The organism is Frigoribacterium sp. SL97 (genome assembly GCF_026625765.1).
Lineage (GTDB): Bacteria > Actinomycetota > Actinomycetes > Actinomycetales > Microbacteriaceae > Frigoribacterium.
On record NZ_CP113062.1, the window covers coordinates 1,490,373 to 1,507,676 of the forward strand.

13 protein-coding genes are annotated in these 17,304 nt (G+C 72.3%); 6 read left to right on the forward strand and 7 right to left on the reverse strand.

What is annotated here, in order from left to right; all coding sequences use genetic code 11:
- Positions 1-29 precede the first annotated feature (29 nt).
- Positions 30-2,405, reverse strand: a complete 2,376-nt coding sequence (locus OVA02_RS07145; protein WP_267659690.1) for a phosphoketolase — start codon at positions 2,403-2,405, stop codon at positions 30-32.
- 20 nt (positions 2,406-2,425) lie between these two features.
- Positions 2,426-4,246: a glycoside hydrolase family 15 protein gene (locus OVA02_RS07150; protein ID WP_267659691.1), complete on the reverse strand. Its 1,821-nt coding sequence runs from the start codon at positions 4,244-4,246 to the stop codon at positions 2,426-2,428.
- 239 nt (positions 4,247-4,485) lie between these two features.
- On the opposite strand from OVA02_RS07150, the gene OVA02_RS07155 reads away from it, so the two are divergent.
- Entirely contained in the window at positions 4,486-5,358 is an 873-nt protein-coding gene (locus OVA02_RS07155) for an SMP-30/gluconolactonase/LRE family protein (RefSeq protein WP_159826868.1), read from the forward strand.
- Positions 5,359-5,485: 127 nt separating this feature from the next.
- Here the strand turns inward: OVA02_RS07155 and OVA02_RS07160 are convergent, their stop codons facing one another.
- Both OVA02_RS07160 and OVA02_RS07165 read right to left on the reverse strand, forming a co-directional pair.
- Positions 5,486-6,667, reverse strand: a complete 1,182-nt coding sequence (locus OVA02_RS07160; protein ID WP_267659523.1) for an NAD(P)/FAD-dependent oxidoreductase — start codon at positions 6,665-6,667, stop codon at positions 5,486-5,488.
- A gap of 85 nt (positions 6,668-6,752) precedes the next feature.
- Positions 6,753-7,292 carry a Dps family protein gene (locus tag OVA02_RS07165; protein ID WP_082460542.1) on the reverse strand — a complete coding sequence of 180 codons (540 nt, stop codon included), beginning with the start codon at positions 7,290-7,292 and terminating at the stop codon, positions 6,753-6,755.
- A gap of 329 nt (positions 7,293-7,621) precedes the next feature.
- On the opposite strand from OVA02_RS07165, the gene OVA02_RS07170 reads away from it, so the two are divergent.
- Together OVA02_RS07170 and OVA02_RS07175 are read left to right on the forward strand one after the other, a co-directional pair.
- Positions 7,622-7,996, forward strand: a complete 375-nt coding sequence (locus OVA02_RS07170) for a hypothetical protein (protein WP_267659524.1) — start codon at positions 7,622-7,624, stop codon at positions 7,994-7,996.
- A 19-nt stretch (positions 7,997-8,015) separates the two neighbouring features.
- Positions 8,016-8,756, forward strand: coding sequence for an esterase/lipase family protein (locus OVA02_RS07175; RefSeq protein ID WP_159826866.1), 741 nt, complete (start codon positions 8,016-8,018; stop codon positions 8,754-8,756).
- On the opposite strand, the gene OVA02_RS07180 is transcribed toward OVA02_RS07175, so the two are convergent.
- On the reverse strand, positions 8,753-9,709 hold the full coding sequence (locus OVA02_RS07180; protein ID WP_267659525.1) for an alpha/beta fold hydrolase: 957 nt from the start codon (positions 9,707-9,709) through the stop codon (positions 8,753-8,755). The genes OVA02_RS07175 and OVA02_RS07180 overlap by 4 nt on opposite strands.
- Positions 9,710-9,718: 9 nt before the next feature.
- The gene (locus OVA02_RS07185; protein WP_267659526.1) at positions 9,719-10,795 is read right to left on the reverse strand and encodes an FUSC family protein; all 1,077 of its coding nucleotides are present in this window, start codon (positions 10,793-10,795) and stop codon (positions 9,719-9,721) included.
- 119 nt (positions 10,796-10,914) lie between these two features.
- On the opposite strand from OVA02_RS07185, the gene OVA02_RS07190 reads away from it, so the two are divergent.
- From OVA02_RS07190 to OVA02_RS07200, 3 genes are all read left to right on the forward strand, one after another.
- Positions 10,915-12,111, forward strand: a complete 1,197-nt coding sequence (locus OVA02_RS07190) for a phosphotransferase family protein (RefSeq protein WP_123571814.1) — start codon at positions 10,915-10,917, stop codon at positions 12,109-12,111.
- A gap of 109 nt (positions 12,112-12,220) precedes the next feature.
- The gene (locus OVA02_RS07195; protein WP_267659527.1) at positions 12,221-13,693 is read left to right on the forward strand and encodes an FAD-dependent oxidoreductase; all 1,473 of its coding nucleotides are present in this window, start codon (positions 12,221-12,223) and stop codon (positions 13,691-13,693) included.
- 380 nt (positions 13,694-14,073) lie between these two features.
- Positions 14,074-16,206, forward strand: coding sequence for a DEAD/DEAH box helicase (locus OVA02_RS07200; protein ID WP_056048208.1), 2,133 nt, complete (start codon positions 14,074-14,076; stop codon positions 16,204-16,206).
- Between the two features lie 110 nt (positions 16,207-16,316).
- Here the strand turns inward: OVA02_RS07200 and OVA02_RS07205 are convergent, their stop codons facing one another.
- Entirely contained in the window at positions 16,317-17,270 is a 954-nt protein-coding gene (locus OVA02_RS07205) for a hypothetical protein (RefSeq protein ID WP_200413509.1), read from the reverse strand.
- Positions 17,271-17,304: the final 34 nt, after the last annotated feature.

Sequence of the window (17,304 nt, forward strand, 5' to 3'; positions counted from 1 at the left end):
TACGCCCGGCGCGGCGGCTTGTCGCACCCCTAGGCGCCGAACTGCCAGCCGGTGACGTCGGGGTGGTCCTCGCCGTGCTCGTAGGCGTACGCCCGGGCCGCCTCGCGCCGCGACTCGACGTCCGCCACCAGCTCGGGGTGCTCGTCGGCCAGGCCCGGTACGCGGTGGAGCACGTCGAGCACCAACCGGTAGCGGTCGATGTCGTTGAGCATGGCCATGTCGAACGGCGTCGTGGTGGTGCCCTTCTCCTGGAAGCCGCGCACGTGCAGGTTCGCGTGGTTCGTGCGGCGGTAGGTGAGCCGGTGGACGAGCGACGGGTAGCCGTGGAAGTCGAAGACGATCGGCTTCGAGGTCGTGAAGAGTGCGTCGAAGTCGTCGTCCGTGAGGCCGTGCGAGTGCTCCCTCGCGTCCTGCAGCCGCATCAGGTCGACCACGTTGACGACGCGCGTGGTCAGGGACGGCAGCACCTGACGGAGCAGGTCGGCGGCCGCCACGGTCTCGAGGGTCGGCACGTCGCCCGCGCAGGCCAGCACCACGTCGGGGTCGACCCCGTCGACGGGAGTCCCCTCGGTGCCTGCCCACTCCCAGATGCCGACGCCGCGTCGGACGTGCTCCTCGGCCTCGGGCAGCGACAGCCAGGCGGGGGATTCCTGTTTGCCGGCGACGATCACGTTGACCGTGTCGGTCGTGCGGAACGCGTGGTCGGCGACGGCGAGCAGCGTGTTGGCGTCGGGGGCCAGGTAGATGCGCACGAGGTGCGCCTGCTTGTTGACGACGACGTCGAGGAACCCGGGATCCTGGTGCGAGAAGCCGTTGTGGTCCTGCCGCCAGACGTGCGACGACAACAGGTAGGTGAACGACGAGATCGGCGCGCGCCAGTCGATCTCGTCGGCACTCTCGAGCCACTTCGCATGCTGGTTGAACATCGAGTCCACGATGTGCACGAAGGCCTCGTAGGTGTTGAGCAGCCCGTGGCGCCCGGTCAGCAGGTAGCCCTCCATGAGTCCCTGCAGCAGGTGCTCGCTCAGCACCTCCATCACGCGGCCGCTTCGGGCCACGTGCTCGTCGTCGGGCCAGATGTCGGCCGCCCACACCCGCTCGGTCACGTCGAACACCGGGTCGAGTCGGTTGGACACCGTCTCGTCGGGCCCGAAGAGACGGAAGGTCGACGGGTTGTCGCGCACGATCTCGGCGAGCCACCGGCCGAGGACGCGTGTGGCCTCGGCCTGGGTGCGGCGATCGTCGGAGGTCTCGACCGCGTGCGCACGGTAGTCCGTGAGGTGCAGGTCACGACGCACGAGACCACCGTTGGACGCCGGGATCGCGCTCATGCGCTTCGCTCCCCGCGGGCGGAGTCCGTCGAGCCAGGCCACCGGCCGACCCGTCTCGTCGAAGAGCTCGTCGGCGCCGTACGACCGCATCCAGTCGTCGAGCTGCGCCCGGTGACCGTCGTCCTCGCGCACGCCGCTGAGCGGCACCTGGTGTGCGCGCCAGGTGCCCTCGACGCGCTCGCCGTCGACGACCTTCGGGCCCGTCCACCCCTTGGGGGTCCGCAGCACGATCATGGGCCACCGCGGGCGTGCGGTGCCGTCGCCGTCGCGGGCCTCCCGCTGCAGCTCGTCGATGCGGAGGAAGGCGTGGTCGAGGGCGGCGGCCATGCGCTCGTGCACCCGCATCGGGTCCTCGCCGTCGAAACCGCCCGCGACGACGAGCGGCTCGTATCCGTAGCCCCGCATCAGCTCGAGCAGTTCGCCCTCGGGGATGCGCGAGAGCACCGTCGGGTTGGCGATCTTGTAGCCGTTGAGGTTGAGGATCGGCAGCACGGCCCCGTCGTGTCGGGCGTCGAGCAGCTTGTTCGCGTGCCAGCTCGTCGCCAATGGCCCGGTCTCGGCCTCGCCGTCGCCGATGACGCAGACGGCCACCAGGTCGGGGTCGTCGAGCACCGCACCGTAGGCGTGGCTCAACGAGTACCCGAGTTCACCGCCCTCGTTGATCGACCCCGGGGTCTCGGGTGCCGCGTGCGACGGGATGCCGCCCGGGAACGAGAACTGCGTGAAGAGCTTCTGCAGTCCCGCCGCGTCTTGCGTCACCTCGGGGAACAGCTCGCTGTAGGTGCCCTCGAGGTACGTGTTGGCGACCATGGCCGGCCCGCCGTGCCCCGGGCCGCAGACGTACAAGAGGTCGCGGTCGTCGCGCCGGATCACGCGGTTGAGGTGCGCGTAGACGAAGCTCAGCGCGGGCGACGTGCCCCAGTGGCCGAGGAGGCGCGGTTTGATGTCGTCGCGCGCGATCGGCCGCGTGAGCAGCGCGTTGTCCATCAGGTAGATCTGCCCGACGGTCAGGTAGTTGGCGGCCCGCCACCACGCGTCGACGAGAGCGAGGTCGTCGGGGGTCGCCGGTGGCATCGGCGTCGAGTGGTCGTTCGTCACTGGCCCTCCATGTCGTCGGTGGTGCCCTCACGGCTCATCTCGTCGATGGTGATCGCCGCGTTGACGAGGGCGAGGTGGCTGAGGCCCTGCGGCACGTTGCCGAGGAACTGCCCGTCGTCGGCGCTGATCATCTCTGTCAGCAGGCCCACGTCGTTCGGCTGCTGCACGAGCTGGTCCATCAGCTCGACCGCTTCCTCCTGACGGCCCACGCACGCCAGGGCGCTGGCGAGCCAGAAGGCACAGGCCACGAACGTGCCTTCCTCCTGATCGACCTCGCTGTAGCGGAACAGCAGGGGGCCGGCCGAGAGCCCGCGCTGCATCGCGTCGATGGTGCGGGACATGCGCTCGCCGCGGTCGAAACCGCTGGGGGCGTGCAGCAGCACCGACGCGTCGAGCTTCTCGCTGCCCGGGTACATGACGTACGAGCCGATCTTCTCGTTCCAGCCGTGCTCGGCGACCCAGTCCTCGATCAGGTCGCGGTTCTTCCGCCAGAAGACGACGTCCTCGGGGTCGGGGTGCATCTGGCCGACCTCGGTGAGGTGCAGGGCGGCGTCGATGGCCTGCCAGCAGCCCATCTTGCTGCTCACGTAGTGCTGCTCGTCCGGCAGCTCCCACATGCCCGAGTCCTTCTCCTGCCAGCGGCGGCAGGCGTCGTCGGCGAAACCGGCGAGCAGGTCGCCGGTGGACTCGTCGAGGATGTTGCCGTCGGCCGCGTACTGGCTCATGATCGCCAGGATGTCGGCGTAGGTGCCGAGCTGCAGCTGCTCGCCCGCCGGATTGCCCTTGTAGACCGGGCCGATGCCGCGCCAGCCCTCGGACCCCGTCTCGTGGGTGCCGTCCGGCACCGAGCCGTCGAGGTTGAGGAAGATGTGCATCGTGCGGCCGTTGGCCTTGAGCGCCGAGAGCAACCACGAGACGGCTGCCTGGGTCTCTTCTCGCAGGCCGAAGCGGACGAGCGCGTTCACCGTGTAGGCCAGGTCGCGTACCCAGGCGAAGCGGTAGTCCCAGTTCTTGTCCCCGGTGAAGTTCTCGGGCAGGGCCGCCGTGGCGGCTGCCGCGATCGCGCCGGTGGGGCTGAAGATCAGCAGCTTGAGCGCGAGGGCGCTGCGCTGCACGGCGTCGGACCACGGGCCGACCCAGTTGAACTCGTCCGACCAGGTCTGCCAGTTGCGGACCGTGCGGTCGATGCCCTGGTCGACCACGTGCGGGTCGGGCAGGTGCAGGGGTTCGTCCTCGACGCCGCAGAGACAGATCAACGAGCGCGACCCCTCGTGGGTGGTGAACTCGCCCCAGAACCGGTGCGGCCCGCCGTGGGCCTCGCCGTCGCCGGGTTCGACCGAGTCGAGGCGGCCGTGCTCGAAGCCGACGAGCGCCAGGTTGATGTCGGCGGCGCGCAGGACCGGCCCGTGCAACGTGTCGACCCGGCGAATCGGGTGCGTGCCGAACGTGTTGCCCGGGATCACCGCCCAGCGCATGGCGACCGACCCCGTCACGCCCTCGATGCGGCGGGCGAGCTCGGCCCAGGGCAGGCGCCCCGCGATGCCGGTGACCAGCGCGTCGGTGATCTGGACGACACCCGTGGAGGTGCGGAAGCGGGTCACGAGGACGTTCGTGTTCTCGACGTACTCGCGCTGCACCTCGAAGTCGTCGTCGACGGGACGCAGCTCGATGCGTCCGCCCTTGCCGGCGTCGACGATGCCGGAGAACACCGGGTCGCTGTCCATGTCGGGCATCGGCAGCCAGTCGATCTGGCCGTCGCGGGCGATGAGGGCGACGGTCCGACCGTCGCCGATCGCCCCGTAGGAGCGCAGCGGCACGTAGCCGTCGTCCCGGGGGTCGGGGCGGTGCCATTCGCCGGCGGCGGCCGTCGTCGCGCCGAAGTGGTCGGCCTGGATGTCGTCGGTGGTCTCGAGGGTGTCCGTCACGCCTCCTACGGTGGCCCAGCGCGCCTCCTCGTGCCCGTCCCTCGCAGTGTTCTGTGTGCCAACAACGGCCTCCGTACCCCTGGGGGCGAGAAAAGGAGCCGGTGGACATGTCGGGCGGGTAGACCGGTCGGATGCCTCTTCCGACCGGAACCACGTCCGAGCCCCGCTTGTTCTTCGACGCGAAGGCCACGCTCGGCGAGAGTCCCGTCTGGGACGTCGACGCCCACGAGCTGGTCTGGACCGACATCACGAACGGCCTCCTGCACCGCACGTCGGCCGACGGCACGAGGGACACGACCGTCGTCGTCGACCCGCCCCTGCCGAGCTTCCAGCGTCGGCGCGGCGGTGGCCTGATCGCGGCCCTCGACGACACCGTCGTCGTCATGCGGGACGACGGGACCGAGCAGCGGACGATCGCGACCGTCGACCACGCCGACGAGCGCCTGCGCCTCAACGAGGGCAAGTGCGACCCGTTCGGCGCCTTCGTCGTCGGTGCGACCGACCCCGAGGGCAGCCCCGTGGCCGGTCTCTACCGCGTGGCCCCGGACGGCACGCTCACGCAGCTCCGCGACGACTTCGCCACGACCAACGGGTTCGAGTGGAACGACGACGGCAGCGAGATCTACCTCACCGACACCGGCGACGACACGATCTACCGAGCCTCGTGGGATGCCGACGGCACCCTGGGCGAGCTCGTCCCGTTCTCGTCCCAGGGCGCCCACGACGGCCTGGCCCGCGACGAGCGGGGAGAGTTCTGGGGTGCCATCTACGGCGAGGGCAAGGTGGTGCACCTGGACGTCGACGGTGGTCTCGTCGACGAGATCACCCTCCCGGTGCCGAACGTCACCGGCATCGGCTTCGGTGGTGACGACCTGCGGACGTTGTTCGTGCTGTCGGCCCGCGAGGGGCTGAGCGACGAACAGCTCGAGGAGTTCCCGCTGAGCGGCGGCATCTTCGCGCTGGACCTCGACCGGGCGGCTCGCCCGCCGTTCCTGTTCGGCTGAGACCGCCGCCCGTGCGGGCGGGCCCCCCGGGGACGCCCGGCCCGTCGCCCCTGCGACGACCCTCCGACGCGACGACGCCCGCCCGGTCAGCCGATCGGGCGGGCGTCGTCGTGCCGACGGCGCGTCCTCAGATGCGCCCCACGAGCTCGTCGCGCGGCACGACGCCCGCCGCGATGACGGTGCGGGCCGCGTCACGCGCCTCCTCGACGTTCCAGAGCAGCACGCCCTCGACCGCGCCGTCGTCGCCCAGGTAGTACGCCACGGCCTCGCCCTCGCCCTTGTCGTCGACGATCGTCTCGAGCGACGCGTCGAGCGTGCCGACGGCCTCGTACGAGAGGTCGAAGACCTTCGAGTAGTAGTACGGCGTGTGGTCGTAGACCTCGTCGGCGCCGGTCATGTTGCGACCGACGACGGGGCCCTGCGACTTCGCGTTGTCGACGTGCTCGACGCGGCGGCGCCCGAGGATCGCGTCCGGGTACGAGGCCACGTCGCCGGCGGCGAACACGTTCGGGTCGCTCGTCCGCAGGTGCTCGTCGACCACGATGCCGTCGTCCACGGCCAGACCCGCGTCGGCCGCGAGCTGGTCGTCGACCGAGATGCCGAGCCCCACGACGACCGTGTCGGCGTCGAGGGTCGAGCCGTCGTCGAGCCGGAGGTGGACGCCGGCGTCGTCGGCCGTGCCGCTCTCGACGCGACGTCCGCGCGCCAGCTCGACCCGCGCCTCCTCGAATCTCTTCTCGAACGACGAGGCGAGGGACGCGGGGAACACCGATCCGCCGAGCACGTCGTCGGGGAAGACCAGCGTCACGCGGGTGTCGTTCTGCACGAGGGCCGCGGCGAGCTCGGTGCCGATGTAGCTGCCGCCCACGACGACGACGTGCCGGCCGCCGCCCGAGAGCGAGCGGAGTCGGCGGTAGTCCTCGGCGGTCCGGAAGTACACGACGCGGTCGTCGTCCGGCAGGTCGAGGGCGACGGGGCTGCCTCCGGTGGCGAGCAGCAGGGCCCCGTAGCCGATCACGTCGCCGCGGTCGGTGGTCACGGTGCGGGCCTCGCGGTCGATCGACTCGACGAGCGTGCGCAGCCGGATCTCGGCACCCGAGTCGGCGACGGTGCCGAGAGCGTTGTCGGCCTCGGTGTAGTCGGGGTCGGTCCAGAGCTTCTTCGACAGCGCCGGGCGCGTGTACGGCGCGTCGACGTCGGCGCTGACGATCAGCACCGACGCGTCCGGGGTGGTGTCGTGGATGGCCTTCGCGGCGGCGTCGGCGGTCATGCCGCCGCCCACGATGACGTGGTCGAACGATTCGGTCATGGGGTCGTCCTCTCGACGAGAGAGGGCACCGCCCGGGAGGCGCGGGTGGCGCGCTCCCGGACGGTGCCCTCGTGAGGTGGTCGGGTCAGTTGGCGACGGCGCCGACGCGGTCGAGGCCCTCGGCCGCGGCGTCCTCGTCACGCTGACGCGTGTCGTCCTGGCGGGCGTCCTTCTCGGGGTGGCGGTTCTCGGCGCCGGTCATCCAGGCGAGCTGCTCGAGGCGCTCGAGGATGCTGTGCAGCACGTCGGCCGTCGTGGGGTCCTCGTCGTCGACGTCGTCGTGGACCGTGCGCATCGTGCCGGTGACGGCGTACATGCGGTCGACGATGAGGTCGACCACCGCGGTGGTCTCGACGGGGCCCGCGGGGAACTCGGGCAGGCTCGTGCCGCGGGTGACGGTCGAGGTGCGGCCGTCGGGGATCAGGTAGACGGCGCGCATGCGCTCGGCCACCTCGTCGCTGAACTCGCGGGCCGCGTCGACGATCTCGTCGAGCTGCAGGTGGAGGTCGCGGAAGTTCGAGCCGAGCAGGTTCCAGTGCGCCTGCTTGCCCTGGACGTGCAGCTCGATGAGGTCGACGAGGACCTTCTGCATGTTGTCGCGGAGTTGGTCGGATCCCTGGAACATGATGTCTCCCGTTCGTCGTGGGTTCGTGCGGAGTCGTCGCACCGGTGGGTGCGACGTGGACGGTAGACCGTCGGCCCGGGCGACGGCTCAGCCTTCGGGGGACAGCTCGACCGACGACGGGTGGGGACGCCGGGGCGCGTCGGCCCGAGGGGTCGCCGGCGCCTGCCGTCCCGAGCCGGTCCAGGGGGTCGCTCGCCGCCGTGATCCACTCGTGATCGAGGGTGCTGGAGCCCGGACCGTACTGGATGGTATGTTCGCCTGCATCGGCACCGAAGCCGACGCCCGGCCGTGGGTACCCGATCCGTGGCCATGCTCTGAGGGGGGCTGACATGGCACGAGCGGTACCCGGACGCGCCGACCGTCACGGTTTCGACGCGGTCGAGATCACGAGGCTGCGACGAGAGATCGAGAGCGCCTGGGGGGCGTTCGACGACATCGAGCAGATGGACTTCGCCCACCGGGTGAGGGTCGTCCACGGGCTGACCGACTCCCTGCCGGACGCGGCGAGCGCGGCGGCCCGCGCGGGGCTCGGGCGACTCGCCCTGGCGCTGCTCGACGACGCGTCGGAGTTCCCGCCGCCGTGGGCGTCGATCTGCGGCCGCTGGGACGTCACGCTCGAGATCGCCCGGGCCGCGGTCGAGTCGATCGCCTGGCCGGAGGGCGAGCCCTGGGGCGAGCTGCCCCTGGTGGGCACCGCCGCCTGACGTCGCCTAGCGTGGCGGCATGAGCTCCACACCGTCGCGTGGCCACGGACGTCGCCGGGTCGGCCTCTGGCGCTTCGTCCGCACGGTCGTGCTCGACTACCGGTACGTCTGGTGGGTGCACCTCGTCCCGCGGTCGGGCCGGGTGGTGCCGCGTCGCTACCGTGACGGCGACCGTGAGCCCGTCCTGCTGCTGCCCGGCGTCTACGAGACCTGGCGCTTCCTCCGACCCGTGGCCGACCGGCTGAACGATCGGGGTCACCCGATCGTCGTGGTGCCCGGCATGGGCCACAACCGTCGTCCGATCGCGGCCACCGCCGAGGTGGCCCAACGCATCCTCGACGCCCACGACCTGCGGGACGTCGTCGTGCTGGCCCACAGCAAGGGCGGGCTCGTCGGCAAGACCATGATGGTCTCGACCGACGCCGAGCGACGCATCACCCGCATGGTGACGGTCAACAGTCCCTTCTCGGGGTCGCGCTGGGCGAGGGTGCTGCCGGTCAGGGCGCTGAGGCCCTTCTCGCCCCGGGACGCCGACCTGTTGCGGCTCGCCGGACAGCGTGAGGCGAACGGGACCATCACGTCGATGGCGTCGCGGTTCGACGCCCACGTCACCGAGGGCAGCGTGCTGCCGGGGGCCGTCAACCTCGAGTTCCCGGTCGACGGCCACTTCCGGCCGCTGGGCCACGCGCGGTGCGTCGCGATGATCGTGCGCGAGGTCGAGGCCGGAGCGGGCTCGGCGGCGTCGGCCGAGGCGTCCTAGCCCTCCACCCAGCCGAGCGCCCGCAAGGTCTCGTGGGGCCGTTCGACGTGGGCGAAGTGCCCGCAGTCGGCGAGCAGGGTCGTCCGGGCGTGCCGCACGACGCCGGCCAGGCGGTCGAGGTCGGACGACCGGGCGAAGACGTCGTCGGCTCCGCTGACGGCGGCGACGTCGCAGTCGATGCCTCGCCACCGGGTCGCGTCGTACCCCTGCCCCGACCTCGAGGCCGCCAGGAAGCCCCGGGGCCTGAGCTCGGCCACGAACGCCTCGAGCACCGAGCGCGGGACGCGGTCGACGTGGCGGAACACGGGCGACGACAGCGCTCGCAGCAGTCCGATGCGGGCCGCGCCGCGCAAGAGGGACGCGGAGGCGCGGGGCAGCACCCCGAACGCCGCACGCAGCAGCGTGAAGGCCGGCAACCGAACGAGGCCCCGCACCGGGTGCGTCACGGCGTCGATCGCCGAGAAGGACGTGGCCGACACGACCGAGACGCTGAGCACCAGGTCGGGTCGGACGGCGGCCAGGTGCAGGGCGACGAACGCGCCCATCGAGTGTCCGACGAGGTCGAACTCGGTGACGCCCAGCGCCTCGGCGACCTCGACCACCACGGCGGCGGCCGACTCGACGTCGAGGCCCGGGTCCGGCTCGGGCGAGGCGCCCCACCCCGGCAGGTCGATCAGCACCGGGCGGGAGACGACCGCGTCCACCTCGCGGGCGGCCTGCAGCAGGGGGGTCCACGTCGTCCACGAACCAGCCGCCCCGTGCAGCAGGACGGTCGCCCGGCGGCGCGAGGACCGGTCGGCCGACGCCGTCGCGTGGTGCACGACCGTCCGGCCGTGTGCCGTCTCGATCGTCGAGCGGGTGAGCCCGAGGGCACCGGGCTCGGTGACCAGCGCGAACGGGGCGTAGCGGTCGAGGGTCGGGTCGGCCACCCCTGTCGCCCGGCCCCGTCGCATCGTCGGATGCTACCCGATGATCTCCTCGCGCACGCGGCGCAGGTCCTCGAGCAGCGACCCGACCAGCACCCAGTTGGCCGGGTCGGGGCGCAGCACGCTCACCGGCGACGTGAGCGCCGGGCCGTCGTCGTGCCCGGTGCCCGTCGCGGGACCGCCCGTGGCGTCGGGGAGGCGGGAGGCGCGCCCGGCCGGCAGCGCCTCCTCGGTGGTCCGCGCCAGCAGGCGCACGTCGTGGGCGGCTCGTCGGAGGTCTTCGGCGATGCTCTGCACCACGGGGTCGTCTGACAGCCCGGGGTCGTAGTTGTCGTGGACCGACCGCACCATGCCCACCACCCGGTTGACGAGCACGCTGAGGCGCCGCAGCAGCGCCGCGTCGGCCTCGAGGACGCTGCGGTTGCGGCTCGCACGGGGGTTGAGCTGGAGGCTCTCCTCGCCCGCGGTGACCGCGTCGACCGCCCGGGCCTGGGCCACCCTGAGCTCGCGGGCCCTGGTCAGGCCCGTGGCGAGCCGCGACCCGTCGACCGGGTCGTCGAGCACGGCGGCGGTCTCGTCGAGCACGGACGCGATGTCGCGCGCGAGCCGTCCGACGGCGAGGTGCGCGGGGGCGAGGGCGACGGGAGGCACGATCAACGCGTTGATCGCGAGCGCGATGGCCGCACCGATGATCGTCTCGAGCACCCGGTCGAGCGCGTAGTCGGGGGTCTGGGCGCCGATCGCCAACACGAGCATCGCCGAGATCGGCACCTGGTTCGCCGAGCTCGGCGTGAGCCGGAAGGCCCAGGCCACGAGCAGGCTCACCACGACGATCGCCAGCACGATCCAGGTCGCGTCGCCGAACAGCTGGCCGGCCGCGAAGGCGATGAGCACGCCGGCGATGACGCCGACGCTGCGCTCGAGGCCGCGCACGAACGACTGGTTGACGCTCGGCAGCACCACGAGCAGGGCCGCGATCGCGGCGAAGAGCGGCAGGGGCTGCTGCAACAGGGCCACCGAGGCGAACCAGGCCGCCATCACCGCGACGCTCGTCTTCACCACCTGGAGCAGGGGCGTGCGCTTCGTCTGCCGGATGCGCGAGACGACCTTCACGCCCTCCAGGGTAGACGGGGAGGCGCCGCCCGCGTCGCGACGTCGCGACAGGTCACGAAACGGTCACCCCGCCCGCGCCTCCCCACCGATCGGTCCGGCTGCTGGTTGACTGCCTCCTCGTGTGGCCCAACTCCGCCGAGGTGCTCCCCGCCGCGTTCGCGAACTCGGGGCTGACCGTCGTCGCCTTCCGACCCCACTCGGTCGAGCCCTCGGGCGCCGGGTTCCTCTACGGCTACGAGGTCGACACGGTCGACCCGGTCGGCGCGACCTCGACCGTGCTGACCTTCATCGACACCGACACCCGGGCCGCCGACGAGTCCTCGGTGCTCACCCGCGACCCGACCACCGGTCAGCCGCTCGCCGTCTGGGCCTACCCGGCCGACCCGATGCTGCCGGCGCTCGCCGGGGCCACGTATCCCGACCGGGTGGCCGACGCGCTCGCGGCGCTCGGCGTCGTCGTCACCGAACCGCGGCTGAGCGTCGCGGCGTACCGACCCGGCAAGCGCGCCGTCATCCGACTCGACGCCGCCGAGACCACCGTCTTCCTCAAGGTGGTCCGCCCCGACCGGGTGGCACCGATCGTCGCCCTGCACGAGGCGTTCCGGGCGCAGGGGCTGCCGGTGCCCGCCGTGCTCGCCTCGCGGGCGGACGGCCTGCTCGTCCTCGAACGCGTCCCGGGGGTGCCGGCCGGGCAGCGCGTCGTCGAGCTCGTCGACGACCCGCGGTTCGTCGAGCAGATGGTCGACCTCGGGACGCGCATCGCCCGCGTCGACGTGGTGGCGCGGGCGCAGTCCGACGCCCTCGACCACGGAGCCTGGCACCGCTCGACGCTGCGCGCCGCGCTGCCCGACCGGGCGACCGAGATCGACGGCCTCTACGACGAGATCGACCGGCGCCGCGCCTCCTCCGCCTCGGACGCCCTCGCCGTGATCCACGGCGACCTGCACCTCGAGCAGCTCTTCGTGCACCCGTCCGAGCCGTGGCGGGTCACCGGTCTGCTCGACGTCGACACCGCGGGGCTCGGGCACCCGGCGCGCGACGCGGCGGCCCTCGTCGCCCATCTGGTCGTGACGGGACAGTGGCACCGGGGCAACGGCGACGAGGCCGAGGCCCGGGCCTGCGAACGCCTCGCCGACGACGTGACGCGCGCCTGGGTCGAACGCCTGCCCGGCCTGGCCGACCGGCTCGCGCCGGGCGTCGCGTCGCAGCTGCTCGCCCACGCCGGCGGACAGGCCACGCTCGGCACCGACACGGGCCGCCGCAAGGCCGTCCAGCTGATCGGTGCCGCCGCGGGCACCCTCGCCCGCCCCGCCTGACCGCCCGCCCCTCCGCCGCCCACCCACGGACGGGTCCGCCGCGCACCCACGGACGGGCCGACGGGCCTACCGTGGCGCGCAGCACCCACCCGCGCACCCGGAGGCCCCCATGCCGTCACCCTGGCTCGACGCCGCTCCCGACGTCACCACCGACAGGATCGACCCCGAGACCGTCTACGACGACGTGATCGTCGGCGGGGGCCTGACCGGACTCGTCACCGCCTTGTTGTTCGCGCGTCGCGGTCACCGGGTCGCCGTCCTGGAGGCGCGCACGGTGGGCAACGTCGCGAGCGGCAGCGGGTCCGCGTCGATGTCGCTGCTGCAGGGCAGGCAGCTCCAGCGCATCCGCACGAACACGTACCAGAGCGTCGTCGACGCCTACGTCGCGGCCAACCGGGCGGGCTTCGACTGGATGGTCGACTACCTCGACGAGGCCGGCGTCGAGGTCGAGCGCCGGGACGCCTTCAGCTACGCGACGACCCGGGCCGGGATCGCCACGGTCGACGACGAGTACCTCGTCGCGAGGAAGGCCGGCCTCCCCGTCGTCAAGGAGTTCGGCCTCGACCTCCCGTTCGGCACGACCGGCGGACTCCGGTTGCCCGACCAGGCGCAGTTCGACCCCGTGCAGGCGATCGTCGCGCTCGTGGCGGACGTCCGGGCGCTCGGTGGCGTCGTCGTCGAGGGGGTGCGCGTCACCGGCATCGACGCGACGAACCCGACGGTGACCCACAGCGACGGTCCCGACGTCCGCGGCCGCCGCGTGCACGTCACGACGGGCAGCCCCGTGCTCGACCGCGGCCTCTACTTCGCCAAGCTCCGCAGCGAGCGCTCCTACGGCCTGGCCTTCGAGGGCGTCGACGACCTGCCGGACGGCATGTACCAGGCGGTCGACGGTCCCACCCGGTCGTTCTCCGCGGTGGGCGACCGCCTCGTGACCGGCGGCAACCGGCACCCGGTGGGTCGCGCCTCCTCGACGATCGCGATGGTCGACGACCTCGCCGAGTGGACGACGCGCCACTGGCCGGGTGCGCGGCCGACCCACTCGTGGAGCGGTCAGGACTACGGCACGCCGCACCACGTGCCGTTCGTCGGCTGGCTGCCGCGGGGTCGGGGTCGGATCTACCTCGCGACCGGGTACGAGCACTGGGGGCTGACGAACGCGGTCCAGGCCGCGATGACCCTCGTGTCGGACGTGCTCGGCGACCCGCAGCCCTGGATGACCACGCTGCACGGGCGGGTCACGACGCCGATCGCCATCGCGTCGGGGATCGGCATCAACGCGGCCGACGCGTGGTGGGCGGCCAAGGGCTGGGCCGGGGCGATGACCCGCCGTCTGGTCGCCGTCGCACCCGCCGAGGGCCAGGGCGAGGTGGGCCGGTCGGGCGGCTTCGCCCCCGTCGCGCGCTCGACCGTCGACGGCGAGGTGTGCACCGTCTCGGCGATCTGCCCGCACCTCGTCGGGATCGTCACCTGGAACGACTCCGAACGGTCGTGGGATTGCCCGCTGCACGGGTCGCGGTTCGCCGCCGACGGCAGCGTGCTCGAGGGGCCGGCGACCCGCGGCCTGCGTCGTCGCGGCTGACGCGCCGCCGGCCCGTCGCCACCTGGCCCCGAGACACGAGGAGGCGCTGGTGGCGTACCGGCGCGTCGTACGCGTAAACTGTCCCCAGCTTCACCGCCCGGGTGTTCTCCGGTCCGCGCCTCCTCCGGTGCGAGTCGACACCTCGGCGTGACGGGGCTTCGGGGCACGTGCCGTCGTCGGACTGCCCGCCACGAAGGTCGCCCGTCGCGAAGCCGGTACAGCTGTCCATCGCGCGGCACCCCGCCCCGCACGCATCCGGCGCGACCCTCTCGGTCGTCGTCCGTCCGGGTCGCCGAGCCTCTCGGCGTCTCGCGCAGCACCCTCCGCCGACACGGCGGCACAGCACCGTCGACGTCCCGCGTCGACCACGAGGAGGAGCCTTGGCTCGACCAGGCCAGCGTCAATCGGGTGGTACCCGCACCGCCCAGCGTCCGAACCGTCGCCGCGAGGTCGACAACGACGGGCTGATCCCCGTCCTCGCCCGTGCGGTGCGTGAGGTCGAGGCCGCCGCGCAACGCGGTCAGGTGAAGCCCTCGAGCCGCACCAAGTTCCAGGTCATCGCCCTGCTCATGCGCGAGGAACGCGCCCGGGTCAAGGTCGACAAGGCCATCAGCGAGTCCGAGCGCGCCGAGCAGATGAAGCGCCTCGACGGCGTCGCCCAGATCCTGGCCAAGACCGCCGCCCGCGACACGTCGCTGATCACCCTGCTGGGCGACGCGGCCACGGTCAGCGAGGCCGCCAAGACGCTCAAGCGCGACATGCAGATGTCGGCCGGGCTCGAGCTCGAGCCCGAGCAGCAGATCATCGTCACCGAGGCGGCGCCGGTCGCGCCGACCTCGGAGCGACAGGTCGTCCCGCAGTCGGTCATCTCGCGGCAGCTGGCGAACCCGTTCCTGCCGCCCGACTTCGCGCTCGCCGAGGTCGCCCGCGAGGCGCACCCGCGCCGGCTCGCGAACTGGGAGCTCTTCGGCCCCCTGTTCAAGTCCTTCGAGTACGGCGCCGGGGGAGGCTCGGCCTGCATGCCGCTGCCCGAGCCCACCACGGTCGATGCCCCCGCGGGCGCCACCCTGATGCACCACCAGGCGCAGCTCGTCGAGTCCGCCCGCCAGGGCCACCGCACCTACCTGCTCGCCGACGAGCCCGGCCTCGGCAAGACCGCCCAGGCCCTGCTCGCCGCCCAGGCGGCCGCGGCGTACCCGCTGCTCGTGGTCGTGCCGAACGTCGTCAAGACGAACTGGGCCCGCGAGGTCCAGCTGTGGACGCCGACGCGCACGGCGACCGTCATCCACGGCGACGGCGAGAAGCTCGACGCCTTCGCCGACGTGGTCATCGTCAACTACGAGGTGCTCGACCGTCACGTCGGCTGGCTCGGCGAGCTCGGCTTCAAGGGCATGATCGTCGACGAGGCCCACTTCATCAAGAACAAAGAATCGCAGCGGTCGCGGCACGTGCTGCAGCTCGCCCAGCGCATCCGCTCGCGCACCGCCCACCCGCTGCTCATGGCGCTGACCGGCACCCCGTTGATCAACGACATCGAGGACTTCCGCGCCATCTGGGAGTTCCTCGGCTGGATCGGCGACAAGAAGCCCGCCGCCGAGTTGATGGAGCGCCTCGAAGAGGTCGGCCTGACCCCCGCCGACCCCGGGTTCTTCTCGTCGGCGCGCGAGATCGTGATCGACCTCGGCATCGTCCGTCGCAAGAAGGTCGACGTCGCCTCCGACATCCCCGCCCGCCGCATCGCCGACCTTCCGGTCGAGCTCGACGACGAGGTGGGCCGGTCCATCCGCGACGCCGAACGCGAGCTGGCCCGCCGCATGGTGCAGAAGTACCGCACCGCGCTCACCACCCGCACGTCCGGCGTCCGCGTCGAGGGCATCGATCACGACCTCGTCCGCCAGGTCGCCAAGTGGGAGCTCGAGGACGCCAGCGCGTCGAGCACGGGTGAGAACGTCTTCAGCATGGTGCGCCGCATCGGTCAGGCCAAGGCCGGCCTGGCCGCCGACTACACCGCCCAGCTCGCCCGCAACGTCGGCAAGGTGGTGTTCTTCGCCAAGCACATCGACGTCATGGACGTCGCCGAGGCCACCTTCGCCAAGCGGGGCATCAAGTACTCCTCGATCCGCGGCGACCAGACCCCGGCCGTCCGTCAGCGCCAGATCGACGCCTTCGTGAACGACCCCGAGGTCGAGGTCGTCGTCTGTTCGCTGACCGCGGCCGGCGTGGGGCTCAACCTGCAGGTCGCCTCGAACGTCGTGCTGGCCGAGTTGTCGTGGACGGACGCCGAGCAGACGCAGGCCATCGACCGCGTGCACCGCATCGGCCAGGCCGAGCCGGTCACGGCGTGGCGCGTCATCGCGGCGCAGACGATCGACACGAAGATCGCCGAGCTGATCGACAGCAAGGCCGGCCTCGCCGCCCGGGCACTCGACGGCGACGACTCCGAGGTCGTCGACTCCGTCGACGTGCAGCTCTCGGCCCTCGTCGCCCTGCTCACCGAGGCCCTCGAAGCCTGACCCGCCCTCACCGCGCTGCACCTCGACGCACCGCGCCGCACCGTGCCGCACCGTGCCGCGCCGCGCCGCGCCGCACCGCGCCGCACCGCGTTTCGTGCACGGCCCCCCGACTAGTCACGGTGCCGTGCACGATTCGCGGTGTGGACGCGCGGGAGGCCGGCTCGCTCGAGCCGTGTGACGATCCGCTGCGGACGCGCGAGATCGCGCCAGACGGTTCGTGTCACCCGGTTCACGTAGGGCAGCCCCCTCAGCCGGTCTTCACGGACCTTCTCGAGGACCACGATCTCCTCCGCCGTCAGCCCGTGCCGCATCTCGCGGTCGAGGTACTTCACGAAGCCGTCGAACTCGTCGTACACGCCGTAGGCCTCCCACCCGAAATCGGTGAACCCGATGAGCCCTTCGTCGTCGACGTGCCGTTCCTGGAGACGGGGTGCCGGGAATCCGAGACCGTCCAGGGCGACCCGGTAGACCGATTCACCGGCGGAACCGGCCAGGGGGCTGGCGAACTCGGCGACCCAGGAGGCGCGGGTCGAGCCCCGGACACGGTCTCGTCCCAGCAGGCACGCCTGGTACTCGGCCAGCGTGCACAACCGACGTCGCAGGCAGTGGTCGAGGACGGCCACGGCCTGGCTGCGTGTCCCGCTCAGAGCGACGTCCACGGCCGTCCGGGCCGGCGTGGTCACGAGGAGACCCCGATGAGGGGTGATCTCGTCCGAGAGCAGCGGTGCCGCATGTCTGGTCACGTGCGCACCCGTGTGGGTCCGGGCGCGCGCCGGGTCGGTCGTCGAGACGCGGGCGAGCGGCGGGCCGAGCACAGGCATGCCCCACACCGCGGCCGCCGAGGTGTGGGAGACGACGACCGCGTCACGCATCCGGCCGACCGCGGCCGCCGTTCGGACGGCGTGGCGTTCCTCGCGGCGCAGGCCCCGCCAGGCCGCCGACTCGACGTAGCGTCCGGGCGCGACGCGCACGAGTTCGCCACGCGCGTGGGCTCGGCGTTCCGACGGATCGTCGAACCGCGAGCGGATGAGGAGGGAACGAAGGTCTCGTTCGTGGGTGGTCACGCGTCGATCGTCTCGGGCTCGAGCGGACTCCGGG

What these genes read in the sequence shown, in the direction of transcription:
- OVA02_RS07195 (WP_267659527.1), top strand. Translation starts at nt 12,221, where the DNA reads ATGCCGTCACCCTGGCTCGACGCCGCTCCCGACGTCACCACCGACAGG.
- OVA02_RS07165 (WP_082460542.1), bottom strand. Translation starts at nt 7,292, where the DNA reads ATGTTCCAGGGATCCGACCAACTCCGCGACAACATGCAGAAGGTCCTC.
- OVA02_RS07145 (WP_267659690.1), bottom strand. Translation starts at nt 2,405, where the DNA reads ATGCCACCGGCGACCCCCGACGACCTCGCTCTCGTCGACGCGTGGTGG.
- OVA02_RS07155 (WP_159826868.1), top strand. Translation starts at nt 4,486, where the DNA reads ATGCCTCTTCCGACCGGAACCACGTCCGAGCCCCGCTTGTTCTTCGAC.
- OVA02_RS07170 (WP_267659524.1), top strand. Translation starts at nt 7,622, where the DNA reads ATGGCACGAGCGGTACCCGGACGCGCCGACCGTCACGGTTTCGACGCG.
- OVA02_RS07180 (WP_267659525.1), bottom strand. Translation starts at nt 9,709, where the DNA reads ATGCGACGGGGCCGGGCGACAGGGGTGGCCGACCCGACCCTCGACCGC.
- OVA02_RS07175 (WP_159826866.1), top strand. Translation starts at nt 8,016, where the DNA reads ATGAGCTCCACACCGTCGCGTGGCCACGGACGTCGCCGGGTCGGCCTC.
- OVA02_RS07160 (WP_267659523.1), bottom strand. Translation starts at nt 6,667, where the DNA reads ATGACCGAATCGTTCGACCACGTCATCGTGGGCGGCGGCATGACCGCC.